Origin of the sequence: Pseudomonas sp. M2(2023), assembly GCF_030263955.1 — a bacterium.
In the GTDB taxonomy this organism is placed as follows: Bacteria; Pseudomonadota; Gammaproteobacteria; order Pseudomonadales; family Pseudomonadaceae; genus Aquipseudomonas; species Aquipseudomonas asiatica.
The window spans coordinates 1,623,536-1,649,603 of sequence record NZ_CP127114.1; the positions used below are offsets into that span (position 1 = coordinate 1,623,536).

General features: G+C 63.3%; 22 protein-coding genes and 4 tRNA genes. 23 read left to right on the forward strand and 3 right to left on the reverse strand.

Annotated elements, in window-relative coordinates:
- Positions 1–62: 62 nt before the first annotated feature.
- The gene (locus QN085_RS07575; RefSeq protein WP_003260272.1) at positions 63–941 is read right to left on the reverse strand and encodes a LysR family transcriptional regulator; all 879 of its coding nucleotides are present in this window, start codon (positions 939–941) and stop codon (positions 63–65) included.
- Between the two features lie 131 nt (positions 942–1,072).
- On the opposite strand from QN085_RS07575, the gene leuC reads away from it, so the two are divergent.
- From leuC to QN085_RS07685, 22 genes are all read left to right on the forward strand, one after another.
- Positions 1,073–2,506, forward strand: coding sequence for a 3-isopropylmalate dehydratase large subunit (leuC, locus tag QN085_RS07580; RefSeq protein WP_013971600.1), 1,434 nt, complete (start codon positions 1,073–1,075; stop codon positions 2,504–2,506).
- A complete protein-coding gene (leuD, locus tag QN085_RS07585; RefSeq protein WP_015269431.1) occupies positions 2,503–3,147 on the forward strand; it encodes a 3-isopropylmalate dehydratase small subunit in 645 nt (214 codons plus the stop codon). The genes leuC and leuD overlap by 4 nt, the downstream gene beginning before the upstream one ends.
- A gap of 149 nt (positions 3,148–3,296) precedes the next feature.
- Positions 3,297–4,061, forward strand: a complete 765-nt coding sequence (locus tag QN085_RS07590; RefSeq protein ID WP_023660791.1) for a class I SAM-dependent methyltransferase — start codon at positions 3,297–3,299, stop codon at positions 4,059–4,061.
- Positions 4,062–4,115: 54 nt separating this feature from the next.
- Positions 4,116–5,198 carry a 3-isopropylmalate dehydrogenase gene (leuB, locus tag QN085_RS07595; RefSeq protein WP_013971603.1) on the forward strand — a complete coding sequence of 361 codons (1,083 nt, stop codon included), beginning with the start codon at positions 4,116–4,118 and terminating at the stop codon, positions 5,196–5,198.
- Positions 5,199–5,261: 63 nt separating this feature from the next.
- Positions 5,262–6,374, forward strand: a complete 1,113-nt coding sequence (gene asd / locus QN085_RS07600) for an aspartate-semialdehyde dehydrogenase (protein ID WP_023660790.1) — start codon at positions 5,262–5,264, stop codon at positions 6,372–6,374.
- Between the two features lie 494 nt (positions 6,375–6,868).
- Positions 6,869–7,177, forward strand: coding sequence for a hypothetical protein (locus QN085_RS07605; RefSeq protein ID WP_285690264.1), 309 nt, complete (start codon positions 6,869–6,871; stop codon positions 7,175–7,177).
- Complete coding sequence (locus tag QN085_RS07610; protein ID WP_285690267.1) at positions 7,174–8,178, forward strand: aspartate-semialdehyde dehydrogenase; 1,005 nt, start codon at positions 7,174–7,176, stop codon at positions 8,176–8,178. Before QN085_RS07605 ends, QN085_RS07610 begins: the two co-directional genes overlap by 4 nt.
- Before the next feature lie 71 nt (positions 8,179–8,249).
- On the forward strand, positions 8,250–10,976 hold the full coding sequence (locus QN085_RS07615; RefSeq protein WP_041506183.1) for a motility hub landmark protein FimV: 2,727 nt from the start codon (positions 8,250–8,252) through the stop codon (positions 10,974–10,976).
- 195 nt (positions 10,977–11,171) lie between these two features.
- Positions 11,172–12,032, forward strand: coding sequence for a tRNA pseudouridine(38-40) synthase TruA (gene truA, locus QN085_RS07620; protein ID WP_031325625.1), 861 nt, complete (start codon positions 11,172–11,174; stop codon positions 12,030–12,032).
- Between the two features lie 61 nt (positions 12,033–12,093).
- Positions 12,094–12,714, forward strand: coding sequence for a phosphoribosylanthranilate isomerase (locus QN085_RS07625; RefSeq protein ID WP_013971608.1), 621 nt, complete (start codon positions 12,094–12,096; stop codon positions 12,712–12,714).
- Between the two features lie 221 nt (positions 12,715–12,935).
- Positions 12,936–13,829, forward strand: coding sequence for an acetyl-CoA carboxylase, carboxyltransferase subunit beta (accD, locus tag QN085_RS07630; protein ID WP_013971609.1), 894 nt, complete (start codon positions 12,936–12,938; stop codon positions 13,827–13,829).
- On the forward strand, positions 13,829–15,136 hold the full coding sequence (folC, locus tag QN085_RS07635; protein WP_041506181.1) for a bifunctional tetrahydrofolate synthase/dihydrofolate synthase: 1,308 nt from the start codon (positions 13,829–13,831) through the stop codon (positions 15,134–15,136). Before accD ends, folC begins: the two co-directional genes overlap by 1 nt.
- Positions 15,120–15,785, forward strand: coding sequence for an SPOR domain-containing protein (locus QN085_RS07640; protein WP_013971611.1), 666 nt, complete (start codon positions 15,120–15,122; stop codon positions 15,783–15,785). Before folC ends, QN085_RS07640 begins: the two co-directional genes overlap by 17 nt.
- A gap of 288 nt (positions 15,786–16,073) precedes the next feature.
- The gene (locus QN085_RS07645; RefSeq protein WP_013971612.1) at positions 16,074–16,631 is read left to right on the forward strand and encodes a CvpA family protein; all 558 of its coding nucleotides are present in this window, start codon (positions 16,074–16,076) and stop codon (positions 16,629–16,631) included.
- A gap of 42 nt (positions 16,632–16,673) precedes the next feature.
- Positions 16,674–18,179 carry an amidophosphoribosyltransferase gene (gene purF, locus QN085_RS07650; protein ID WP_013971613.1) on the forward strand — a complete coding sequence of 502 codons (1,506 nt, stop codon included), beginning with the start codon at positions 16,674–16,676 and terminating at the stop codon, positions 18,177–18,179.
- 16 nt (positions 18,180–18,195) lie between these two features.
- Positions 18,196–19,407, forward strand: a complete 1,212-nt coding sequence (locus QN085_RS07655; protein ID WP_003258500.1) for an O-succinylhomoserine sulfhydrylase — start codon at positions 18,196–18,198, stop codon at positions 19,405–19,407.
- On the forward strand, positions 19,404–20,177 hold the full coding sequence (locus QN085_RS07660; RefSeq protein ID WP_013971614.1) for an SDR family oxidoreductase: 774 nt from the start codon (positions 19,404–19,406) through the stop codon (positions 20,175–20,177). Before QN085_RS07655 ends, QN085_RS07660 begins: the two co-directional genes overlap by 4 nt.
- 240 nt (positions 20,178–20,417) lie before the next feature.
- Positions 20,418–20,493: transfer RNA gene (locus QN085_RS07665), tRNA-Val, on the forward strand.
- A gap of 66 nt (positions 20,494–20,559) precedes the next feature.
- Positions 20,560–20,636, forward strand: a tRNA-Asp gene (locus tag QN085_RS07670).
- 99 nt (positions 20,637–20,735) lie between these two features.
- Positions 20,736–20,812 (forward strand) — tRNA-Asp (locus tag QN085_RS07675).
- 141 nt (positions 20,813–20,953) lie between these two features.
- Positions 20,954–21,030 (forward strand) — tRNA-Asp (locus tag QN085_RS07680).
- A gap of 200 nt (positions 21,031–21,230) precedes the next feature.
- Positions 21,231–22,070, forward strand: coding sequence for a DUF2242 domain-containing protein (locus QN085_RS07685; protein WP_013971615.1), 840 nt, complete (start codon positions 21,231–21,233; stop codon positions 22,068–22,070).
- A 207-nt stretch (positions 22,071–22,277) separates the two neighbouring features.
- On the opposite strand, the gene QN085_RS07690 is transcribed toward QN085_RS07685, so the two are convergent.
- A complete protein-coding gene (locus QN085_RS07690) occupies positions 22,278–23,147 on the reverse strand; it encodes a DMT family transporter (RefSeq protein ID WP_023662621.1) in 870 nt (289 codons plus the stop codon).
- Positions 23,148–23,268: 121 nt separating this feature from the next.
- On the opposite strand from QN085_RS07690, the gene QN085_RS07695 reads away from it, so the two are divergent.
- Positions 23,269–24,678, forward strand: coding sequence for an aminotransferase-like domain-containing protein (locus QN085_RS07695; protein WP_023662620.1), 1,410 nt, complete (start codon positions 23,269–23,271; stop codon positions 24,676–24,678).
- A 347-nt stretch (positions 24,679–25,025) separates the two neighbouring features.
- Here QN085_RS07695 and QN085_RS07700 read toward each other — a convergent pair whose 3' ends face one another.
- Positions 25,026–26,066, reverse strand: a complete 1,041-nt coding sequence (locus QN085_RS07700; protein ID WP_041506180.1) for an AraC family transcriptional regulator — start codon at positions 26,064–26,066, stop codon at positions 25,026–25,028.
- Between the last annotated feature and the right edge of the window lie 2 nt (positions 26,067–26,068).

Below are 26,068 nucleotides of genomic sequence, written 5' to 3' on the forward strand. Positions count from 1 at the left end.
CGGTACCAGACCTTTGGCGTATGACGCGTCCTTGGAGGTGGCAATACCGGGCTGACGACCGGTCAAGCGGGCCCCGCGTGGCTGTCGAGCAGGGCCATGAATGCCCTGGCCGCGTTCGAAAGCGTACGCTCCGTGTGCAAAATGTAGCCTAGCTGGCGAGACAGCTGTATGCCCGGCAATGCGATGGGTGCAACCTGTTCGTCGAGCATGGTGCGCGGCAGCACGCTCCAGGCCAGGCCGATGGACACCATCATTTTGATGGTTTCCAGATAGTTGGTACTCATGGCGATGTTCGGCGTCAGGCCCTGGCTTTCGAATAGGCGCTGAACAATGTGGTGGGTAAAAGTGTTGCCGCCGGGGAACACGGCCGGGTGGCGGGCGACGTCGGCCAGGCTGACCGCTTGGTTGTTGGCCAGCGGGTGCTCGGGAGCGGCGACGAAGTCCAGGGCGTCGTCCCATACCGGCACGGCCTTGACCAAGTGGTGCGGCTCGGGTGCCAAGGTGATAACGGCAATCTCCGCGCGGCCATGGAGGATCTCGTCGTAGGCCGCTTCCGAATCCATGAACTGAATATCCAGCGCCACTGCAGGGTATTCCCGGGTGAAGGCCCGCAGCAGCGGGGGAAGGCGGTGCAAGCCGATATGGTGGCTGGTGGCAAGGGTCAGCCGACCACTCACTTCCCCGGTCAAATTGGTCAGCGCGCGCCGGGTATCATCGAGGACGTTGAGGATCTGGTAGGCGCGGGGAAGCAGGGCGCGGCCCGCCTCGGTCAGGGTCACCTCGCGGCCCAGCCGGTCGAACAGGCGCACATCCAGTTGCTGTTCCAGTCCGGCGATGCGTTTGCTGACGGCCGGTTGAGTCAGGAACAGGCGGTCGGCCGCCCCGGAAAAACTACCGGTTTCGGCAATCGCGATGAAGGCGCTAAGGTTGGCCAGATCCATGGGGTCGCATTCCTGTTGGTTATCCAAAGCATAAAAATTATGAATTTGAGTTATTCAATCTAACCCCCTAGCATCGACCGCACAAGCCAAGGGGTCTTTGGCATAGAAAGACGCTGATGAGGAACAGTCTGATGGCTGGCAAAACGCTCTACGACAAACTCTGGGAAGCCCATGAGGTCAAGCGCCGTGATGACGGCTCGTCCTTGATCTACATCGACCGTCACATCATCCACGAAGTGACGTCGCCCCAGGCCTTCGAAGGCCTGCGCCTGGCCAACCGCAAACCTTGGCGCATCGACGCCAACATCGCCACGCCTGACCACAACGTGCCGACCACGCCAGAGCGCAAGGGCGGTATCGAGGCCATCGTCGACCAGGTGTCGCGCCTGCAGGTGCAGACCCTCGACGAGAACTGTGACGAATACGGCATCGTCGAATTCAAGATGAATGACGAGCGTCAAGGCATCGTCCACGTCATCAGCCCGGAGCAGGGTGCCACCTTGCCTGGCATGACTGTGGTCTGCGGTGACTCGCACACCTCTACCCACGGCGCCTTCGGTGCCCTGGCCCACGGCATCGGCACCTCCGAAGTGGAGCACGTGCTCGCTACCCAGTGCCTGGTCGCCAAGAAGATGAAGAACATGCTGGTGCGCGTGGAAGGCCAGTTGCCTGCCGGCGTAACCGCCAAGGACATCGTCCTGGCCGTGATCGGCAAGATCGGTACCGCCGGTGGTAACGGCCACGCCATGGAATTTGCTGGCAGCGCCATCCGCGAATTGTCGATGGAAGGCCGCATGACCATCTGCAACATGTCCATCGAAGCCGGTGCCCGCGTAGGCCTGGTGGCGGTGGACGACACCACTGTTGCCTATGTCGAAGGCCGCCCGTACGCGCCGAAGGGCGAGCAGTGGAAGCAGGCGGTCGAAGCCTGGAAAGGCCTGGTCTCCGACGCTGACGCGGTGTTCGACACCGTGGTCGAGCTCGACGCTGCGCAAATCAAGCCGCAGGTCAGCTGGGGCACTTCGCCGGAGATGGTCCTCGCTGTCGACCAGCGCGTGCCGGACCCGGCTGCCGAGCCTGACCTGATCAAACGTGGTTCGATCGAGCGTGCCCTCAAGTACATGGGCCTCGCCGCCAACCAGGCGATCACCGATATCAAGCTCGACCGCGTCTTCATCGGTTCGTGCACCAACTCGCGTATCGAAGACCTGCGCGCTGCCGCCGAAATCGCCAAGGGCCGCAAAGTCGCTGCCAACGTCAAGCAGGCGCTGGTGGTGCCGGGCTCGGGCCTGGTCAAGGCCCAAGCCGAGCGCGAAGGCCTGGACAAGATCTTCCTCGAGGCCGGTTTCGAATGGCGTGAGCCAGGCTGCTCGATGTGCCTGGCGATGAACCCGGACCGCCTGGAGAGCGGCGAGCATTGCGCGTCTACCTCCAACCGCAACTTCGAAGGCCGTCAGGGTGCCGGTGGCCGTACCCACCTGGTCAGCCCGGCCATGGCCGCCGCCGCCGCGGTGACCGGCCACTTCATCGATGTCCGCGAGTTGATCCAAGGGAGCGCAGCATGAAAGCCTTTACCCAGCACACTGGCCTCGTCGCACCGTTGGACCGTGCCAACGTCGACACCGACCAGATCATCCCCAAGCAGTTTTTGAAGTCGATCAAGCGCACCGGCTTCGGCCCCAACCTGTTCGACGAGTGGCGTTACCTGGATGTGGGCCAGCCTTACCAGGACAACAGCAAGCGCCCGCTGAACAAGGAGTTCGTGCTCAACCACGAACGCTACCAGGGTGCCAGCGTGTTGCTGGCGCGCGAGAACTTCGGTTGCGGCTCCAGCCGTGAGCACGCCCCGTGGGCGCTGGACGAGTACGGCTTCCGCAGCGTGATCGCGCCGAGCTTTGCCGACATCTTCTTCAACAACAGCTTCAAGAACGGCTTGCTGCCGATCATCCTCAGCGACGAGGAAGTAGACGAGTTGTTCAAGCAGGTCGAAGCCATCCCGGGCTATCAGCTGACCATCGACCTGCAGGCGCAGGCGGTGACCCGTCCGGATGGCAAGGTGCTGCACTTCGAGATCGATGCGTTCCGCAAGCACTGCCTGCTCAACGGCCTGGACGACATCGGCCTGACCTTGCAGGACAGCGATGCGATCAAAGCCTTCGAGGGCAAGCACCGCGCCGGGCAGCCTTGGCTGTTCCGTGATGCCTGAAGTTTGCAGGTGACAGTACCGGCCTCTTCGCGGGCACGCCCGCTCCCACAGGTACAGCGCAGGATTCGAAACCTGTAGAGGTCCTGTGGGAGCGGGTTTACCCGCGAAAGGGCCGGTACAGGCAGCAGAAAGACCAAAAGGATCGAGACATGACCAGCACCCAGCACACCGATGTGGTCCAACGCCAGTTCGGCGAACAGGCCAGCGCCTATCTCAGCAGCGCCGTGCACGCCCAAGGCAGTGAATTCGGCCTGCTGCAAGACGCGCTGGCAGGGCGGGGCCATGCCCGCTTGCTCGACCTTGGTTGCGGTGCCGGTCATGTCAGTTTCCATGTCGCCCCTCTGGTTGCCGAAGTGGTCGCCTACGACCTCTCGCAAGCCATGCTCGACGTGGTCGCCAGTGCCGCCGCCGAGCGCGGCCTGGCCAATATCACCACCGAGCGCGGTGCTGCCGAACGCCTGCCGTTTGCCGACGCCTCGTTCGACTTCGTCTTCAGCCGCTACTCGGCCCACCACTGGAGCGACCTGGGCCTGGCCTTGCGCGAAGTGCGCCGAGTGCTCAAGCCGGGTGGCGTGGCGGCGTTCATCGACGTCATGTCGCCGGGCAGCCCGCTGCTCGACACCTACCTGCAAACGGTCGAAGTACTGCGCGACACCAGCCACGTGCGCGATTATTCCGCTGCCGAATGGCAACGCCAGGTCAGCGAGGCTGGCCTGCATGTGCGCAGCCACACTCGCCAGCCGCTGCGCCTGGAGTTTTCCAGCTGGGTCGAGCGCATGCGCACCCCCGAGCCAATGCGCGTGGCAATTCGCCAATTGCAGCAAGCCATGGGTGAAGAAGTACGGCAGTATTACCAGATCGAGGCCGATGGTTCGTTCAGCACCGATGTGCTGGTGTTGTGGGCCGAGCGTTAAGAACTTTTCGGTGGGGCCCGCTTGGCCGCACCGCGTGATTGGATAGAGGAAAGCATGAGCAAGCAGATTCTGATTCTCCCAGGTGACGGTATCGGCCCGGAAATCATGGCCGAGGCGGTCAAGGTGCTGGAGCTGGCCAACGACAAGTTCCAGCTCGGCTTCAGCCTGGAGCACGATGTGATCGGTGGCGCCGCCATCGACAAGCACGGCGTGCCGCTGGCCGACGAGACCCTGGAGCGTGCGCGCAAGGCCGATGCCGTGCTGCTGGGCGCCGTGGGCGGGCCGAAGTGGGACAAGATCGAGCGTGACATTCGCCCCGAGCGCGGCCTGCTGAAAATCCGTTCGCAACTGGGCCTGTTCGCCAACCTGCGCCCGGCCATCCTCTACCCGCAACTGGCCGATGCCTCGTCGCTCAAGCCAGAGATCGTTTCCGGCCTGGACATCCTCATCGTCCGTGAGCTGACCGGCGGTATCTACTTCGGTGCCCCGCGTGGCCAGCGCGAGCTGGAAGGCGGCGAGCGCCAGGCCTACGACACCCTGCCGTACAGCGAAAGCGAAGTGCGCCGCATTGCCCGTGTCGGTTTCGACATGGCCCGCGTGCGCGGCAAGAAGCTGTGCTCGGTGGACAAGGCCAACGTCCTGGCTTCCAGCCAGCTGTGGCGTGAAGTGGTCGAGGACGTGGCCAAGGACTACCCGGATGTTGAACTGAGCCACATGTACGTCGACAACGCCGCCATGCAGCTGGTGCGTGCGCCCAAGCAGTTCGATGTGATGGTGACCGACAACATGTTCGGTGACATTCTGTCGGATGAAGCTTCCATGCTGACCGGTTCCATCGGCATGCTGCCTTCGGCGTCGCTGGATGCCGACAACAAGGGCATGTACGAGCCGTGCCACGGCTCGGCCCCGGACATCGCAGGCCTTGGCATCGCCAACCCGCTGGCGACCATCCTGTCGGTGTCGATGATGCTGCGTTACAGCTTCAATCAGTCGGCTGCCGCCGAGGCGATCGAGAAGGCCGTGAGCCTGGTCCTGGACCAGGGGCTGCGCACCGGCGACATCTTCTCGGAAGGCTGCCGCAAAGTTGGTACGCAGGAAATGGGCGACGCAGTAGTCGCAGCGCTGCGGAATCTGTAATCTCTCTGGCCCGCCACCCAAAATTCCCGGTGGCGGCCCACTTTTAGCAAAGGTGTAGTTGCGATGAAACGTGTAGGTCTGATCGGTTGGCGCGGTATGGTCGGTTCCGTGCTCATGCAGCGGATGCTGGAGGAGCAGGATTTCGACCTCATCGAGCCGGTGTTCTTCACCACCTCCAATGTTGGCGGCCAAGGCCCGAACGTGGGCAAGGATACAGCACCGCTCAAGGATGCTTATTCGATCGAAGAACTCAAGACCCTCGACGTTATCCTGACCTGCCAGGGCGGCGACTACACCAACGAGGTCTTCCCCAAGCTGCGTGAAGCCGGCTGGCAGGGTTACTGGATCGACGCCGCCTCGTCCCTGCGCATGCAGGATGACGCGGTGATCATCCTCGACCCGGTCAACCGCAAGGTCATCGACCAGCAGCTGGACGCGGGTACCAAGAACTACATCGGCGGCAATTGCACCGTCAGCCTGATGCTGATGGGCCTGGGTGGCCTGTTCGAAGCCGGCCTGGTCGAGTGGATGAGCGCCATGACCTACCAGGCGGCCTCGGGTGCCGGTGCGCAGAACATGCGCGAGCTGATCAAGCAGATGGGTGCTACCCATGCTGCCGTCGCCGATGACCTGGCCAACCCGGCCAGCGCCATCCTCGACATCGACCGCAAGGTTGCCGAGACCATGCGCAGCGAAGCGTTCCCGACCGAGAACTTCGGCGTGCCACTGGCTGGCAGCCTGATCCCGTGGATCGACAAGGAACTGCCGAACGGCCAGAGCCGTGAAGAGTGGAAGGCCCAGGCCGAGACTAACAAGATCCTCGGCCGCTTCAAGAGCCCGATCCCGGTCGACGGCATCTGCGTGCGCATCGGCGCCATGCGTTGCCACAGCCAGGCGCTGACCATCAAGCTGAACAAGGACGTGCCGCTGGCCGATATCGAAGGCATGATCAGCCAGCACAACCCTTGGGTGAAGCTGGTACCTAACCAGCGTGAAATCAGCATGCAGGAGCTGACACCGACCAAGGTTACCGGCACCCTGAACATCCCGGTTGGCCGCCTGCGCAAGCTGAACATGGGGTCCCAGTACCTGGGCGCGTTCACCGTAGGTGACCAGCTGCTGTGGGGCGCGGCCGAGCCGCTGCGCCGCATGCTGCGGATTCTGTTGGAGCGTTGATCGCTCCGGTTTGACCGAAAACCCGCGCTGGCGACAGCGCGGGTTTTTTTATTTCCGATCCATCCTGGCCGGCCCGGCTCTTCTCTGCTTTCGCTTTCGCTTTTGCTTCTAGGCGCGCGCCGCCGTCGCGAATGAATGCCTTCTCGATGTGAATGCCCACATCCAAAAGGCCAAAAGGCCAAAAGGCCAAAAGGCCAAAAGGCCAAAAAGCCAAAAAGCCAAAAAGCCAAAAAGCCAAAAAGCCAAAAAGCCAAAAAGCTTAAGCGACGGTTTTGATATGGCGAACAGTCCGTTTGCGATGATGACGCATACTCACCTTTTCGCCCTTACGGCGAGTCACTTTTTGCCAAACGCGGCAAAAAGTAACCAAAAAACGCTGCACTCCCATCATCCGGCCCCTACGCTGCGCTCCGGGGTTCCCTCGCGCCGGTCTTGCTCCCGGGAGTACGCGCTGCAGGCCCCATCCATGGGGCCTCAGCGCTTGACGGGCATCCATGCCCGTCACCTCCCTCCGCAAGACCTCTGCTCGGCCTCCTGAAGTCGCGAAGATCAAGATCAAGATCAAGATCAAGATCAAGATCAAGAGCAAGAGCAAGAGCAAGAGCAAGAGCAAGAGCAAGAGCAAGAGCAAGAGCAAGAGCAAGAGCAAGAGCAAGAGCAAGAGCAAGAGCAAGAGCAAGAGCAAGAGCAAGAGCAAGAGCAAGAGCAGCGCAGCTCTAGGTTTGGGCCAGCACAGACAAAACTCTACAATCCGAGTAAAGTGCCGCCCCCCGCCGTTTTCAGCAAAAGGATCCCTTCTATGACACACCCTTTGGACATCGCCGTCGTCGGCGCCACCGGCAGCGTCGGTGAAGCCCTGGTGCAGATCCTCGAAGAACTGGATTTCCCGGTCGCCACCCTGCACCTGCTGGCCAGCATGGAATCGGCGGGCAGTAGCGTGATGTTCGCCGGCAAGAAGCTGAAGGTACGTGAGGTGGACAGCTTCGACTTTGCCCAGGTCAAGCTGGCCTTTTTCGCCGCAGGCGCCGCAGTCAGCCGAAGCTTTGCCAGCAAGGCGCTGCAGGCAGGCTGCACGGTCATCGACCTGTCCGCTGGTCTGGACGACGCCCTGGCTCTGGTGCCCGAAGCCAACGCCGAACGCCTGATTGACCTGGCATTGCCCGCGCGCATCGTCAGCCCGTGCTCGGCCGCGGTTGCCCTGGCCGTTGCTCTGGCACCGCTCAAGCGCCTGCTGGATATCGAGCGGGTGCAGGTGATGGCCGCGCTGGCGGTGTCCGCACAAGGTCGGGAAGCTGTCAACGAACTCGCCCGGCAAACTGCCGAGCTGCTCAATGCCCGGCCCCTGGAGCCGCGCTTCTTCGATCGCCAGGTGGCGTTCAACATGTTGGCCCAGGTCGGTGCCGCCGATAAGCAAGGCCACACCGCCCTGGAGCGCCGCCTGGTCGGTGAGTTGCGTGTGCTGCTGGGCCTGCCTGAACTGAAGATTTCCGTGAGCTGCGTTCAAGTCCCGGTATTTTTCGGCGATAGCTTCAGTGTGGCGGTACAGAGCCGTCGCCCGGTCGACCTGGAGGCGGTCAACCAGGCCCTCGAGGCGGCTGACAGCGTCGAACTGGTGGAGCGCGACGATTATCCGACTCCGGTAGGCGACGCAGTAGGCCAGGACGTGGTCTATGTTGGTCGTGTAAGGCATGGTGTTGATGAAGACCAGCAGCTCAACCTCTGGCTGACCACCGACAACGTGCGCAAAGGCGCCGCGCTCAATGCCGTGCAAGTGGCGCAATTGTTGATTAAACACATGCCGTAAAAGATACTGGCGAGCACTATTGTCCTGCTCCGCATGCAGGTTTCAGGACGCTTCATACAAGGGAAGAGGTCATGCTTCGAATTCGCAAACTGGTTCTGGCCATGGCTGCAGCATCGGCGCTGTCGTCGGGCATGGCGAATGCCCTGGGCCTGGGGGAACTGACCCTCAAATCGGCACAGAACCAGCCCCTGGACGCCGAGATCGAACTGCTCGACGTGCGCGACCTCACCGCTGCCGAAGTGGCACCGAGCCTGGCGCCGCCGGAAGATTTCAGCAAGGCCGGGGTGGCATTCCCAACCTACCTTGAAGACCTAACCTTCACACCGGTGATCAACCCCAACGGCAAGAGCGTGCTGCGTGTTACCTCCAGCCAGCCGCTACCGGAGCCGGTGGTAAAGTTCCTGGTCCAGGTGATGTGGCCGCAGGGCCGCCTGCTGCGTGACTACAGCGTGCTGCTCGACCAGGCCAAGGCCCAGGGCGACAAGCCTGCGGCAGGCAATGTCGTGCCAGCGGTGACCGCTGCCGGCAGCTATACCACCCAGCGCCGGGACACCCTGTGGCAGATTGCCGCGCGCAATACCCAGGGCGGCTCGATCCAGCAGACCATGATCGCGATTCAGGCCCTGAACCCGGACGCGTTCATCGGCAACAACATCAACCAGCTGAAGGTTGGCCAGGTGTTGCGCCTGCCCGACCAGCAGCAGATCCAGAACATCCCGCAGGGCGAGGCGACCGCCGAGGTGGCCGAGCAGTATGCTGCCTGGCGTGAAGGCCGTCGCCTGGGCCCGCGTGCCCGCCAGCTGGACGCCACTCGCCGCGGTGCCGCCGAGGCAGCTCCGGCGCGTATCGCCCAGGGCGACAACCTGCGCCTGGTCAGCCCGGGCAACCAGGCCGGTGCTGGCCAGGCCAAGGCCCTCAATGACAAGCTGGCGGTGGCCCAGGAAAGCCTGGACACCAGTCGTCGCGACAACGAAGAGCTCAAGAGCCGCATGGCCGACCTGCAGAGCCAGCTGGACAAGCTGCAGCGTCTGATCGAGTTGAAGAACAACCAGCTGGCCCGCCTTGAAGCGCAGGGGGCGGCTGCACCGGCCGAACCGGTCGTTAAGCCTGCGCCTGACACCGTCGATACCTCACCCAAACCGGTGTCTGCCGCCGAAGCTGCACCTGCCGCCGGCCAGCCAGGTAGCGTCGTCGACGAAATCATGGGCAACCCGCTGCTGCTCGGGCTGATTGCCGGTAGTGCCTTCCTCGTACTGTTGCTTCTGCTGCTGTTGCTGGCGCGCAAGCGCAAGGCCCAGCAGGAGGCTGAAAAGCACCTGCGCATGGCGCGGGCGCTGGAAGAAGAGCAGGGCGCAGGCTTTGACAGCGATAGCGCAAGCTTCGATGGCGTAGAAGTCTCGGCGCCGAGCGTGACCCTGTCGCCGGCCGTGGTCGCCGCTTCGGCTGCCGCCGCCACCGCCGCGGAAAAAACGGCGGCACCCGCGTCCGAAGCGCAACCTGAACCGCAAGCCGACCCCCATGCCGCGCTGCTGGCGGAAGTCGAGCAATGCGTGGCCGAAGGCCGCCTGAACCGCGCTACCGACCTGTTGGAACCTGCCGTGGCCGCCGCGCCGCAGCGTGACGACCTGCGCCTGAAACTGATGGATGTGTACGCCCGCCAGGGTGACCAGAGCGCGTTCGTCGAGCAGGAGCGCAAGTTGCCGGCCAGTGAGCAGAACAGTGAAGCGGTTGCCGGGCTGAAAGAGCGCTACCCGGCCATGCTCGGCCTGGCCGCTGCCGGCCTGGGCGCGGCGGCCCTGGCTGCCGAGATGGATGAGCAGTACGTGCAGGAGCTGTTGCAGGATCAGCCTGATACGCCAGTGGTTGCCGATGTGGCGCCGGAGGAAGTGCCTGCGGTCGAGCCAGAGGTGGCGATTGAACCAGAGGCCGTTGCCCTGGCGGAACCTGAAGCAGCGCTCGAACCCGAAGTTGATCTGGATGCTGAGCTGGATGCCTTCGATGAAGTGCCGACCCTCGATGCGCCGGGCCTGGACGAGCAGGACCTGGACAGTGCCTTCGACCTGAGCCTGGGTGACGACCTGCCCGAGCAAGACCCGCTGGCAGCGCCGCTGCTGGACGAATCTGTGGCCCAGCAACCTGTAGTCGAAGAGCCGGTACTGGATGAACCTGTGCTGGAATCGGTTCAGCCGGAAGACGAGCCGTTTGCGGTGGACGCCGAGCTACAGGCCGACGCTGACGCCGAATTCGAGGCCATGCTGGCACAGGCCGAGCCACAGCCCGCTGTGGACCTGTCCGACTTCGACCTCGACATCAGCGAGCCGGTTGCCCCGGCCGCCCCGGCTGCGGTCGACGAAACCCCGGTGGATGTCGCCGCCGAGTTGGCTGCCTTCGACAGCGAGCCAGCGTTCGACCCGCTTTCCGAGTTCGATCTGCCATCCGACTTCGATCTTTCGCTGTCGCTGGAAGACGATTCGCCGGCAGCCAAGAGCTTTACCTCGGAGCTGGATGACGTCAACGCTGAGCTGGACAAGCTGTCGCAGAGCCTCGAGTCACCGTCGCTGGAGCCGCATTTCACCAGCGAGGATGCGGCTGCCCAGCCCGAGCCCGAGCCACTGGACGACCTGGACTTCGACTTCTTCTCCGGTAGCGACGAAGTGGCCACCAAGCTTGACCTGGCCCGCGCCTATATCGACATGGGCGACAACCAGGGCGCACGCGACATCCTCGATGAAGTGGTCAAGGATGGCGACGACAGCCAGCGTCAGGAGGCCGAGGACATGCTCTCCCGGTTGGTCTGATGTAAGCAGGGCCGGCCTCTTCGCGGGCTTGCCCGCTCCCACAGGATCTCCACACATTTTCGACCTTGTGAGTAACCTGTGGGAGCGGGCGAGCCCGCGAAGAGGCCCTCAAATGCGGTGCATATTCAACGGCAGCCCTACACGGCTGCCGTTGTCGTTATAATCCCCGCCATTCCGTACACCCCCACAGGTTTCATGCTCTTGGACATCATCGACACCGCCGCCGCCGAGTCCGCGGCCGAAGGCTACTCCCGCATCGCCCTGGGCGTGGAATACAAAGGCGCGCGCTACCGTGGCTGGCAGCGCCAGGCCAGTGGCGTGCCCAGTGTCCAGCAGGCCCTGGAGCAGGCGCTGTCCAAGGTGGCCAACGAGCCCATCTCGGTAATCTGCGCCGGGCGCACCGACGCCGGTGTGCATGGCTGCGGGCAGATCGTGCACTTCGACACCCGCGCCGTGCGCGATGAGCGCGCCTGGACCATGGGCACCAACTTCAACCTGCCCCATGACATCAGCGTGGTCTGGGCGCGGCCGATGCCGGCCGACTTCCATGCCCGCTTCAAGGCCTGCGCCCGGCGTTACCGCTACGTCATCTACAACGACCCGATCCGCCCGGCCCACCTGGCCGAGGAAGTCACCTGGAACCACCGCCCGCTGGATGTCGAACGCATGGCCGAAGCCGCGCAGTACCTGCTTGGTACCCATGACTTCAGTGCCTTCCGCGCCAGCCAGTGCCAGGCCAAGTCGCCGATCAAGCACATCTACCATCTGCGCGTCACCCGCCATGGCCAGATGATCGTGCTGGACGTGCGCGCCACGGCTTTCCTGCACCACATGGTGCGTAACATTGCCGGTGTACTGATGACCATCGGTGCCGGAGAGCGCCCGGTCACCTGGGCGCGTGAGGTGCTGGAAGGGCGCAACCGCCGCGAAGGTGGGGTCACGGCGCACCCATACGGCCTCTACCTGGTACAGGTGGAGTACCCCGAGGAGTACGCGCTGCCCAAGCGTTACATCGGTCCACACTTTTTGACCGGTTACGAAGCATTGGCAGACTGACGGGCGAAAAGTCATTTGCTAACATCCGGCCTTTCACCGTAACAAGCAGGGTTCGCTGTCCATGAGCAATGTTCGCAGCAAGATCTGCGGGATTACCCGCATCGAAGACGCACTGGCCGCTGCCGAAGCGGGGGCCGATGCCATCGGCTTCGTCTTCTATGCCAAGAGCCCGCGCGCCGTGGACGTGCGCCAGGCGCGGGCGATCATTGCCGAGCTGCCGCCGTTCGTGACCACGGTCGGTTTGTTCGTCAATGCTTCGCGCTGCGAGCTGAACGAGATCCTCGAAGTGGTTCCGCTGGACCTGCTACAGTTCCACGGCGACGAAACCCCACAGGACTGCGAAGGCTACCACCGCCCCTGGATCAAGGCCCTGCGCGTACGCCCGGGCGACGACCTGGAGGCGGCCTGCCGGCTTTACGCTGGTGCCCGCGGCATTCTGCTGGACACCTACGTGCCGGGCGTACCCGGAGGCACCGGTGAAGCGTTCGACTGGTCGCTGGTGCCTGCGCGCCTGAGCAAGCCGATCATCCTGGCCGGCGGGCTGTCTGCCGACAATGTCGGCCAGGCCATCGCCCAGGTGCGGCCATACGCGGTGGATGTCAGTGGCGGCGTGGAGCAAGCCAAGGGCATCAAGGACGCGGCGAAGATCGAGGCCTTCATGCGTGCGGTGAAACAGGCGTGATGGCAGATGTGACGGCTGGCTGCGCGCCATCGTCCATAGCTTTCGCAGCCCTGCGGGGCAGCCGCCTGCGCCTGTGGCGGCAACACAACACATTAGCGGTGGGGTGGCGCGCTGGTAGTCCCGGCGGCCGGTCCATCATCGTTTCATAAAGATTTTGAGCTCAAGGGCAGGGTAGGGCCGGCGACACCGGACCACGCCTGCCAATACTGGAGAAAGAAAGCATGAGCAACTGGTTAGTCGACAAACTGATCCCTTCGATCATGCGTTCCGAGGTGAAGAAGAGCTCGGTGCCTGAAGGCCTGTGGCACAAATGCCCGGCCTGCGAGGCCGTGCTGTATCGTCCGGAGCTGGAAAAGACCCTGGATGTCTGCCCCAAGTGCAACCACCACATGCGCATCGGCGCACGTGCGCGCATCGACATCTTCCTCGACGCCGATGGCCGTGCCGAACTGGGCGCCGACCTGGAGCCGGTCGACCGCCTGAAGTTCCGTGATGGCAAGAAGTACAAGGACCGCCTGGCTGGCGCGCAGAAGCAAACCGGCGAGAAGGACGCCCTGATCTCCATGAGCGGCACCCTGATGGGCATGCCGATCGTGGTCAGCGCCTTCGAGTTCTCGTTCATGGGCGGCTCCATGGGTGCCATCGTCGGCGAGCGCTTCGTGCGCGCGGCCAACTATGCCCTGGAGCACCGCTGCCCGATGGTCTGCTTCTCCGCCTCGGGCGGTGCACGCATGCAGGAAGCGCTGATCTCGCTGATGCAGATGGCCAAGACCTCGGCCGTGCTGGCGCGCCTGCGCGAAGAAGGTATCCCGTTCATCTCGGTACTGACCGATCCTGTATACGGTGGTGTTTCCGCCAGCCTGGCCATGCTCGGTGACGTGATCGTCGGCGAGCCGAAGGCACTGATCGGCTTCGCCGGCCCGCGCGTGATCGAGCAGACCGTGCGCGAGAAGCTGCCGGAAGGCTTCCAGCGCAGTGAGTTCCTGCTGGAGCACGGCGCCATTGACCTGATCATCTCTCGTGGCGAGCTGCGCCCGCGTCTGGCCCGCCTGCTGGCGCAGATGACCGGCCAGGAAACCCCGGAGCAAGCGCGTGAGGCGGCTGCCGTCGCGTGATGAAACAACGATCCCTGGGCGAATGGCTCGCCTACCTCGAGCAGTTGCACCCCTCGGCCATCGACATGGGCCTGGAGCGGTCGCAGAAGGTGCTTGCCCGGCTGGCGCTGGGCAAGCTGGCGCCACGTGTGGTAACGGTGACCGGCACCAACGGCAAGGGCTCGACCTGTGCCTTCGTGGCCTCGCTGCTGCGTGCCCAGGGGTTGAAGGTTGGCGTGTACAGCTCGCCGCACCTGTTGCGTTACAACGAGCGGGTGCTGATCGATGGCCAAGAGGCCAGCGATGAGCGCCTGTGCGAAGCCTTCGCCGCCGTCGAGGCGGCGCGGGGCGAAATTTCCCTGACCTACTTCGAGATGGGCACTCTGGCCGCGTTCTGGTTGTTCTACCAGTCGCAGCTGGATACCGTGGTACTGGAAGTGGGGCTTGGTGGCCGCCTGGACACCGTGAACGTGGTGGATGCCGACCTGGCCCTGGTGACCAGCATCGGCGTCGATCATGTCGATTACCTGGGTGATACCCGCGAGCTGGTGGCCTTCGAGAAGGCAGGCATCTTCCGTCAGGGCAAGCCGGCACTGTGCGGTGACCTGGATCCGCCTCAGCCGCTGCTGGATAAGGCCGCCGAACTGGCTGCGCCGCTATTCCTGCGTGGTCGTGACTTCGACCTGGCCATTGCCGATGGCAGCTGGAACTGGCGGGGTACTGCGGCTGATGGAGCGCCGGTAGAGCTGCTTGGCCTGCCTTTGCTCGACCTGCCCATGGAAAACGCCACGCTGGCCCTGCAGGCCTACCTGCTGATGGGGCTGCCCTGGGACGCCGGGCAGATTCGCCAGGCGCTGCTGGATACCCGCATCACGGGTCGCCTCGACCGTCGTCAGCTGAGCTGGCAGGGCAAGCCGGTGGAACTGTTGCTGGATGTCGGGCACAACCCGCACGCCGCGGAGTATCTGGCCCGGCGCCTGGCGACCCGGCCGCTGAAGGGGCGCCGCCTGGCGGTGTTCGGCCTGCTCGCCGACAAGGACCTGGAAGGTGTTGTCGCGCCGCTGCAGGGGCTGGTCGACGACTGGGCAGTGGCGCCACTGGATACCCCGCGCAGCCGCCCGGCTGCGGAGCTGGCCACGGCCTTGACGAACGTCGGCGCCGCGGTGAAGTCTTATGCCAGCGTCGATGCTGCCCTTGAAGGGCAATGCGCGCAGGCAACGGCGGATGACCAGATCTTGCTGTTCGGTTCGTTTTTCTGTGTTGCCCAGGCACTGGAATGGCTGGAGCGGCACGCCCAGGAGGGTGGAGTAGATGGCAGTGCTGGATAAAGGGATGAAACAGCGCATGGTGGGTGCGTTGGTGCTGGTGGCGCTGGCGGTAATTTTCCTGCCGATGCTGTTCACCCGCGAGGACGAGATGCGTCAGGTGCGCGTCGATGCCCCGCAGGCGCCGGCCATGCCAAGCCTGCCGGAAGTGAAGGTGGAGCCGGTCGCGGTGCCGGAGCCGCAGGCCATTGCGCAAGAGCCGCAACAGCCACCGGTGGTGGTGGACGAGTCCACCGCGCCGGCGAGCACGCCCAGCCAGCCGATTACACCGTCACCGCAGACCCAGCCTCAAGTGCAGGTGCAGCCCCAGCCTCAGCCTGCCAAGCCGCAGGCGCCTGTGGCCAAGGTCGAGCCTCAGCCGGCAGCCAAGCCGGCCGCACCGGCGGCGCCATCGAAGATCGACGTCAATGGCCTGCCGGTCAGCTGGTCGATCCAGTTGGCCAGCCTGTCCAACCGTGCCGGGGCCGAAAAGCTGCAGCAAACCTTGCGTAGCCAGGGTTACAACGCCTATATCCGCTCGGCGGGTGGCATGAACCGGGTGTACGTGGGGCCGCTGATCGAGCGGGCCGAGGCCGAGCGCGTGCGCGACGCCATCAACCGCCAGAACAGCCTCAAGGGCTTCGTGGTGCGCTTCCAGCCTGAGCGCAGCTGATAACCCGGGGGGGCGGCTTTGCCGCTCATTCGCGGGTTCTTTATAGGTCTTGCAGCGGCGCGGTCCATGTGGAAGCGGCCTTGAGTCGCGAAAGGGCCGCGAAGCGGCCCCAAGATCTCAACGACACAGCCAGAATCGCCGGGACCGCTTTGCGGCCCTTTCGCGACACAAGGCCGCTCCCACAAAGATCGCGTAAGCCCGGGTAGCGCTAATCACCTGACATTCCGCTTACCCAAGCCCCCGCCGCTCTGTTAAAATGCGCCGCCTCAAACGTCTGCAGGCAGCACCGTGGCATTTACCTTGGTTGATTGGGCGATCATCGCGATCATCGCCGTCTCCACACTGATCAGTCTCAAGCGCGGCTTCGTCAAGGAAGCCTTGTCCTTGCTCATCTGGATCATTGCCGGTGCGGTTGCCTGGATGTTCGGCGGTTCGCTCTCGGTGTATCTTGAAAGCTACATCCAGACGCCGTCGATGCGCGTCATCGCCGGCTGCGCCATTCTTTTCGTCGCCACCTTGCTGGTGGGGGCCATGATCAACTTCCTCATCGGCGAGCTGATTCGCGTGACCGGGCTGTCCGGCACCGATCGTTTCCTGGGCATGGCCTTCGGCGCCGCGCGCGGGGCCTTGCTGGTGGTGGTGGCCATCGGGCTGATCAGCCTGGGGCCGGTTCAACAAGACACCTGGTGGCAGGAATCACGCCTGATACCACAATTTCTCTTGGTCGCCGACTGGTCGAAAAACCTGATCCTGGGTTTTACCGGCCAGTGGACACCTAGTGGGCTGATCGGCACTCCAGCTGATCTTCCGTTCAAGGAACAGTTGCTCGGGCCGGCAAAGCCCTGAGCACTATTCACTCAAGTTTCGTCAAAGTAGGGGTTGCGTCGCATGTGTGGCATCGTCGGTATCGTCGGTAAGTCGAACGTCAATCAGGCGCTGTATGACGCGCTTACGGTCCTCCAGCACCGCGGCCAGGACGCTGCCGGTATCGTGACCAGCCATGACGGCCGGTTGTTCCTGCGCAAGGATAATGGCCTGGTGCGCGACGTGTTCCAGCAGCGCCACATGCAGCGCCTGGTCGGCAGCATCGGTATCGGCCACGTGCGCTACCCGACGGCGGGCAGCTCGACCTCGGCCGAGGCGCAGCCGTTCTACGTCAACTCGCCGTATGGCATCACCCTGGCACACAACGGCAACCTGACCAATGTCGAGCAGCTGGCCAAGGAAATCTACGAGTCCGACCTGCGCCACGTCAACACCAACTCCGACTCGGAAGTACTGCTGAACGTGTTCGCCCATGAGCTGGCGGTGCGTGGCAAGCTGCAGCCGACCGAAGAAGACGTGTTCGCCGCGGTTTCCCACGTGCACAGCCGCTGCGTCGGCGGTTACGCCGTGGTGGCGATGATCACCGGCTACGGCATCGTCGGCTTCCGCGACCCCAACGGCATCCGCCCGGTGGTGTTCGGCCAGCGTCACACCGACGAAGGCGTGGAATACATGATCGCTTCGGAAAGCGTGGCCCTGGACGTGCTCGGCTTCACCCTGATCCGCGACCTGGCGCCGGGCGAAGCGGTGTACATCACCGAAGAAGGCCAGCTGTACACCAAGCAGTGCGCCGAAGCACCGAAGCTGCAGCCGTGCATCTTCGAGCATGTCTACCTGGCCCGCCCTGACTCGATCATGGATGGCGTGTCGGTGTACAAGGCCCGTCTGCGCATGGGTGAAAAACTGGCCGACAAGATCATGCGCGAACGTCCCGAGCATGACATCGACGTGGTCATCCCGATCCCGGACACCAGCCGCACCGCGGCCCTGGAGCTGGCCAACCGTCTGGGCGTGAAGTTCCGCGAAGGTTTCGTCAAGAACCGCTACATCGGGCGTACCTTCATCATGCCAGGCCAGGCCGCGCGCAAGAAATCGGTACGCCAGAAGCTCAATGCCATCGAACTGGAGTTCCGCGGCAAGAACGTGATGCTGGTGGACGACTCGATCGTGCGCGGCACCACCTGCAAGCAGATCATCCAGATGGCCCGCGAAGCCGGCGCCAAGAACGTCTACTTCTGCTCCGCAGCTCCTGCCGTGCGCTACCCCAACGTCTACGGCATCGACATGCCGAGTGTTCACGAACTGATCGCCCACAACCGTACCACCGAACAGGTGGCCGAGTTGATTGGCGCCGACTGGCTGGTCTACCAGGACCTGCCGGACCTGATCGACTCGGTCGGTGGCGGCAAGATCAAGATCGATCAGTTCGATTGTGCGGTGTTCAACGGTGAGTATGTCACTGGCGATATCGACGAAGCCTACCTCGACCGCATCGAGCAGGCTCGTAACGACCTGGCCAAGGCCAAGAACCAGGCGGTCAGTGCGATCATCGACCTCTACAACAACTGATTTCGGGAGCGACGGCATGACGGATCAATGGGATGCCGGACGACTGGACAGTGACCTCGAGGGTGTCGGTTTCGACACCCTGGCGGTGCGCGCCGGTCAAAACCGTACACCGGAGGCCGAGCACAGCGAAGCGCTGTTCCTGACCTCCAGCTATGTGTTCCGCACGGCTGCCGATGCGGCCGCGCGCTTTGCCGGCGAGACGCCGGGCAACGTCTATTCGCGCTACACCAACCCGTCGGTGCGTGCCTTCGAGGAGCGCCTGGCGGCCATGGAAGGCGCCGAGCAGGCTGTGGGCACCTCCACCGGCATGGCGGCGATCCTCGCCGTGGTGATGTCGCTGTGCAGTGCCGGTGACCATGTGCTGGTGTCGCAGAGTGTGTTCGGCTCGACCATCAGCCTGTTCGAGAAGTACTTCAAGCGCTTTGGCGTGCAGGTGGACTACGTGCCACTGGTCGACCTCGCCGGCTGGGAAAAGGCCATCAAGGCCAATACCAAGCTGCTGATCGTCGAATCGCCGTCCAACCCGCTGGCAGAGCTGGTCGATATCACCGCGCTCAGCGAAATCGCCCATGCCCACGGCGCCATGCTGGTGGTGGACAACTGCTTCAGCACCCCGGCGCTGCAGCAGCCGCTGAAGCTGGGTGCCGACATCGTGTTCCACTCGGCCACCAAGTTCATCGACGGCCAGGGCCGCTGCATGGGTGGCGTGGTTGCCGGCCGTGCCGAGCAGATGAAAGAAGTGGTGGGCTTCCTGCGTACCGCAGGCCCCACCCTCAGCCCGTTCAACGCCTGGATCTTCACCAAGGGCCTGGAAACCCTGCGCCTGCGCATGCGTGCGCACTGCGAAAGCGCCCAGCTGCTGGCCGAATGGCTGGAGCAGCAGGAGGGCGTGGAGAAGGTGCATTACGCCGGCCTGCCGAGCCACCCGCAGCACGAACTGGCCAAGCGCCAGATGAGTGGCTTCGGTGCGGTGGTCAGCTTCGAGGTCAAGGGTGGCAAAGAAGGCGCCTGGCGCTTCATCGACGCTACCCGGGTGATTTCCATCACCACCAACCTGGGTGACAGCAAGACCACCATCGCCCACCCGGCCACCACCTCCCACGGTCGCCTGACGCCGCAGGAGCGTGAAGCCGCGGGTATCCGTGACAGCCTGATCCGGGTTGCCGTGGGCCTGGAAGATGTGGCCGACCTGCAGGCCGACCTGGCGCGCGGGTTGGCTGCACTGTGATTGAAATCCGCGGCGGTACGCCCGGCCATAACGGCCGGGTAGCCCTGGTGACCGGTGCCGCACGCGGCATCGGCCTGGGTATTGCCGCCTGGTTGATCTGCGAAGGCTGGCAGGTGGTGCTCAGCGACCTCGACCGCCAGCGCGGCGCAAAGGCGGCCAAGGCGCTGGGTGACAATGCCTGGTTCATCACCATGGACGTTGCCGACGAGGCCCAGGTCAGCGCCGGGGTGTCGGAGGTGCTGGGGCAGTTTGGTCGCCTGGACGCGCTGGTGTGCAATGCGGCCATCGCCAACCCGCACAACCAGACCCTGGAAAGCCTGAGCCTGGCGCAGTGGAACCGGGTGCTGGCGGTCAACCTCAACGGCCCGATGCTGCTGGCCAAGCATTGTGCGCCGTACCTGCGTGCGCACAATGGGGCGATCGTCAATCTCACCTCCACCCGGGCGCGGCAATCCGAACCCGATACCGAGGCCTACGCAGCGAGCAAGGGCGGGCTGGTGGCCTTGACCCATGCCTTGGCCATGAGCCTGGGCCCGGAGATTCGCGTCAATGCGGTGAGCCCGGGCTGGATCGATGCCCGTGATCCGTCGCAGCGCCGTGCCGAGCCGTTGACCGAGGCGGACCATGCCCAGCACCCGACGGGCAGGGTAGGGACGGTGGAAGACGTGGCGGCCATGGTTGCCTGGCTGTTGTCTCGGCAAGCGGCGTTCGTCACCGGCCAGGAGTTCGTGGTCGATGGCGGCATGACCCGCAAGATGATCTACACCTGAGCCTTGTGCATATCCTGTACCGGTCTCTTCGCGGGCACGCCCGCTCCCACAGGTGCAGCGCAGTTCTCAAGACCTGTGCGGTACCTGTGGGAGCGGGTTTACCCGCGAAGAGGCCGCCACAGGCAACCGCACCGCTTTTGCGCTTTTCTGAAAAAAATTCAATGGGGCTATTGACTTAGCTTCGCCACCTGCGTAAATTTCGCGGCCTCAGCGAAGCAAACGCAACAAGCAACATCGCGAGGGTGATTAGCTCAGCCGGGAGAGCATCTGCCTTACAAGCAGAGGGTCGGCGGTTCGATCCCGTCATCACCCACCACTTCCTGAGATGTTCCTGGTGCTTCAGGTTTCGCAAGAAACCGATAGCCAGAGAGGAACGCACTGCGCAGCGGTAGTTCAGTCGGTTAGAATACCGGCCTGTCACGCCGGGGGTCGCGGGTTCGAGTCCCGTCCGCTGCGCCATTTTTTAGTATCAGATGGGTGCCTGGCACCGGTCTGAAGCCACAAGGTAAACGCCTTGGGCTGATCCCAGTTTCAATCGGGCGAAAGCCTGAACGATACGCAGCGGTAGTTCAGTCGGTTAGAATACCGGCCTGTCACGCCGGGGGTCGCGGGTTCGAGTCCCGTCCGCTGCGCCATCTTCGTTTCAAGGTCCCTTGAACACCTTGAAGCAAACACAAGAGAAGCGATCACGTTATCGCTTTTTTTGTGCCTGTCCTGAGGCCATCGCGCCGGAAGGGTAGACCCAGGTTTCAATCGGGTGCAAGCCTGAATGATACGCAGCGGTAGTTCAGTCGGTTAGAATACCGGCCTGTCACGCCGGGGGTCGCGGGTTCGAGTCCCGTCCGCTGCGCCATCTTCGCTTCGAGGCCCCTTGAACGTCTCGAAGCCACGAGAAAGCGACCTTAGGGTCGCTTTTTTCGTTTCTGCGTCTGGCAATTGCCGCCCTTGACCCAGATTTACACGAACCTGACAGACTCTTCACCGATCAGCGGTTCCTGTGCCTGCCTGCTGTGTTGCACAATAGGCACCTTCTTGACTTACCCGGAATTCGCAATGACCAGATCTTCCGTCTTTGGTGCGCTCGGGCTGGCCCTGGTGCTGGCGGGCGTGACCGGTTGTTCCTCGAAAAAAGCCGCCGTCTACGAGCACGAGAACTTCGATGACTCGGGCACCTTCTCGCGCAGCTTCCCGGTGAGCGATGCCGGCTCCTGCGAGGCCGCCCGACGCGCCTTGCTCAGCCAGGGTTACATCATCACCAGCAGCGGCGCCAACCAGGTGGTGGGCAACAAGAGCTTCCAGCAGAACAGCGAGAACCACCTGCAGATCAGTTTCAACGTCACCTGTGCGCCGGATGTGAGCGACGAGCAGCGTTCGACCATGTTCGCCAACGCCCTGCAGGACCGCTACGCCCTGAAAAAGTCCAACACCTCCGCCAGCCTGGGGGTTGGTGTACTGGGGTCGGTATCGATGCCGATCGGCTCCAGCGACGACTCGATGGTCAAGGTGGCCAGCGAGACTGTGACAGCGGCTCAGTTCTATGACCGCTATTTCGCCCTGGTAGAGAGCTATCTGCCCAAGCCCAAGCCGAAGCAGGCCAATAAGGCCGAGGTCGAGGCGCCTGCGCCGAATGTCGAGAAGCCGGCGGCAGCCCTGGGGCTACCGGAGCAGGCCGCCGCAGCGCCGGTGGCACCGGCCCCGGTTGCTGAGCCTTTGGTTGATGCGGCGCCAGCCCCGGCCCCTGTAGCCCCGGCCAGCGAGGCGGTAGCAGCGCCGGTGCTGGATGACAGCCAGGGCTCGCAGCCAGTGGCACCGCCGGCTGAGGCTGCGCCTATTGAAGTACAACAGCAAGCACAGCCTGCCGAGGCCGCTGAGCCCGCGTCCCCCGCCCTTTGATGGCTTGCCTGTACGGGTAAACCCGCTCCCACAGGTACTGCGCAGTTCTCAACATCTGCGCAGTACCGCCATGGGGCAAAATCCTCCGTGCCCATGAACTTGGCCCTGTGCTGTGCAACTGCCCCGGTGCGAACAGCTTACGGAGGTCCCCAAGGCGCGCTGCGGCTTGGCGAAGCCTTCCCAATTCGCTTTTTTCTGGATCGACATCTACAAGGCGTACTTCTTGGCCCCGGCAACACAGATGACAGCCCCCAGCGTCACCACAAGCATCATCCAGCTGACCTGTTCGTGCAGCAGCAACGCTGCCAGCCCAAGCCCCATGAACGGCTGAAAGAGTTGCAACTGGCCCACTGCTGCAATGCCACCCTGGACCAGCCCTCGGTACCAGAACACAAAACCGATCAGCATGCTGAACAGTGAAACGTAGCCGAGGCTGAACCACGCAGGGGCGCTTACTTTGGCGAAGGCATCTGGTGTCGGAAGATTAGTGATTGTCAGTAGTAGCATCAGCGGCAACGCCACCAGCAACGCCCAACTGATCACTTGCCAACCCCCCAACGTCCGTGACAGGCGCGCCCCTTCGGCATAACCCAACCCACAGACGATGACCGCCGCCATCATCAGCAAATCGCCCAGCGCCGATGCCTCCCCACCATTCATAAGCGCATATCCAACGACGATTCCGGCACCCGTCAACGAGAATAACCAGAACAGTGGCCGAGGTCGCTCACCGCCCCGCAGCACGGCAAACCCTGCGGTACACAGCGGCAGCAGCCCGACAAAGACAATGGAATGGGCAGAGGTTACATGCTGCAGGGCCAGTGCCGTCAGCAGCGGGAAACCGATTACCACGCCCAACGCTGTTACCGCCAATGACCACAGGTCACCGCGTTCAGGGCGAGGCTGGCGCAGCACAAGCAAGAAAAGCGCCCCCAACAGAGCGGCAATCGTTGCCCTGGCACAGGTCAGGAACGTCGGTTCGAAGGCCGTCACTGCCACACGGGTGGCCGGCAGCGAGCCGGCGAAGATGGCGACGCCTATGAAGCCGTTGGTCCATCCGCTTGTTGATTTTTCCATCGCCCAGTCCTCGATAAGTCTGGGTTCAGTACATCACTGACGCGCTCACCAAGGCCATGTACAATCCAATACAGTTTTACCGAACTGTTATGCACATTAATCCAGCACAGTTGAGGGTGCGATGAAACGCAGTGGAACGCTGATTCGGACCGTCATGGGTGAGGTGCAGGCGAGGATAGCCTCCCGGACCTACACGCCCGGTGCGCGGATCCCTTCGGTCCGGGCAATGGCACAGGCCATGCAGGTATCGGTTTCTACCGTACTTGAGGCCTATGAACGGTTGATGGCAGAGGGGGTGCTCAGCGCCCGCCCTGGCTCTGGCTACTACGTGGCAGGGCCCGTGGCGCCCTTGGCACTGACCGAACTCGGCCCCAGGCTCGATCGTGAGGTCGACCCGCTGTGGATCTCGCGCCAGTCTCTTGAAACCTCCAGCGATGCGCTGAAACCAGGGTGCGGGTGGCTGCCTGCCTCCTGGATGTACGAAGCCGGCATGCGTAAAGCGCTGCGAGTCGCTGCCCGTTCCGACACGGTAAAACTGGCCGAGTACGCGTCGCCGCTCGGGCATCCGCCGCTCAGGCAGTTCCTGTCGCGACGGCTGGCTGGCATCGGCATCGAAGCCCCGCTGGAACAGATCATGCTCACCGAATCGGGCACCCACGCCATCGACCTGATTTGCCGTTTTCTGCTGGAACCGGGGGACACGGTCCTGGTCGACGACCCCTGCTATTTCAATTTTCACGCACTGCTCAAAGCCCACAGGGTGAACATTGTCGGGGTACCCTACACGCAGACAGGCCCGGACATCGAGGCGTTCGGCGCAGCCCTGCTCAGGCACGCACCCAGGTTGTACATCACCAATTCCGGCATCCACAACCCAACCGGGGCCAGCCTGTCCCCGGTCACCGCGCACAGGCTGCTGAAGCTGGCCGACACCTCTAGCCTGGTGATCGTGGAGGACGACATCTTCGCTGATTTCGAGAATACGCCCGCGCCACGGCTGTCTGCCTTCGACGGCCTCTCGCGTGTGATTCAGATAGGCAGCTTTTCCAAGACCATCTCTGCTTCAATCCGATGCGGCTACATCGCCGCCCGTGGTGAATGGATCGAGAGCCTGGTCGACCTGAAGATCGCGACCACCTTCGGCGGTGGACGCTTGGCCGCGGACATCATCTATCAAGCGATTACGGATAGCGGGTACCGAAAACACATGGAAGGTGTCCGCCACCGGTTAGGCGAGGCAATGGACAGAACGGTGCCGAGGCTTCAGGCCATTGGTATCAAGCCGTGGATAATTCCCCAGGCAGGCATGTACCTCTGGTGCCAGCTCCCTCAAGGCAAGGATGCAGCAACGCTGGCCAGGACCTGCCTGAATGAAGGTGTAGTGCTGGCGCCCGGTAATGCGTTCAGCCAATCCATGACGGCGGGGGATTTCCTGCGCTTCAACGTTGCTCAATCGGGTGACGGCAAACTCTACGAAGTGTTGAAAAGGGCGCTGAGTGCGCAGTCGCCAGAGCACTTAGTGCCAGGCTGAGCTTGTCATGGGGCACACCTGCGACAGAAATGGCTGCGGCATGCTCGCGCACTGCACGGGGGAGCGCAGCCAGCACTGCGCACGCGTAGTTCGGCTTGGGCCTGCCGTCTAAAGCCTGCATGACCTACAAACGGCTAATATCAAGTAGCACGGGGCTAACGATTGCTGGGCACCGGATCATAAGCTTGTCATGATTCCTTCATCCTTCCTGCCTAGGGTGAGGCGACAGTTACCAGGAAAAATGAGTGAAGAGGGCTTAGGGCTATGGACGAATACCAAGAAGAACTTCTCGAATTCCAGGCTTATGAACTGGACACCCCGGAACCGGCTGACGACGCCACCGAGCTCTAGCCCACCCGCCGCTGGCTGCGGCGAAACTCCCCCGGCGTAAGGCCCGTCCAGCGCTTGAAAGCGCGCTGGAAGGCCTCGGCCGATGCAAACCCCAACAGATAGGCGATCTCGCCAAAGGCCAATTCCGTATCGCGGATATAGGTCTCGGCCAGGTCGCGCCGTGTTTCACTGAGCAGGTCGCGAAAGCGCGTGCCTTCCTCGGCCAGTTTGCGGCGCAAGGTCCAGGTCGGCAGTTGCAGGTGCAGCGCCACTTCTTCCAGGTCCGGTTCACGGCCACCATTTAGCAACGGGCCCAGCAGGTGGGTAATGCGCTCACCCAGGCTGCGCACCCGCGTACGCTGCAGCATTTCCGCCTCGCACAGCTGCAGCAGGTGCTGCCAGGTGCTCGGGCAATGCCTGGGGTTGGCCAGCTGCAGCGTGGCCCGGCTCAGGCGCAGCTGGTTACTCGCTGCTGCGAACTGCACGGGTGTGCTGCACAGCGGCTGGTAGCGCGCGGCATAGGCGGGTGCGGCGAACTCGATGTCCATATGTTCGGCCTGCACTGCCGTACCGGCCAGGTCGGCAAGCTGGGCGAGCCAGCCGGCAAGTAGCGAATCGACCACGAAACGGTTGTAGGCGTTGTAGGGGCTGATGGAGTAGAAGCGCAGCCAGGCGCCCTGGGCATCTTCCTGAAAACTGGAGTGGCCGCGGTAGTTGGCGGCGTACAGCGGCTCGAAGCGCAACAGGGTACGTGCCGCCTCGCCCAGGTTCGGTGCCTGGGCAGCGGTGACCCCGGCCAGGCCGGCATGCGCCAGGCGGCTCAGGCGCCCCATGTGCAGGCCCAGCGCGGCCTCGCCGCACAGCTCGATGGCAGCGTGCCCAAGGTGCATGTAGCGCGGGATCGACAAGCGCGCACCGGCTTCGCCCAGGCGTGCCGCGTCCAGGCCATAGCGGCGCAGCAGCGGCTCGGGGTCGTGGCCCAGTTCACGCAGGGCCTCGGTCAGCGGTTGGACAAAACCAACCGACAGGTCACCCAGGCGCACGCGGGGGCGGGCCATGG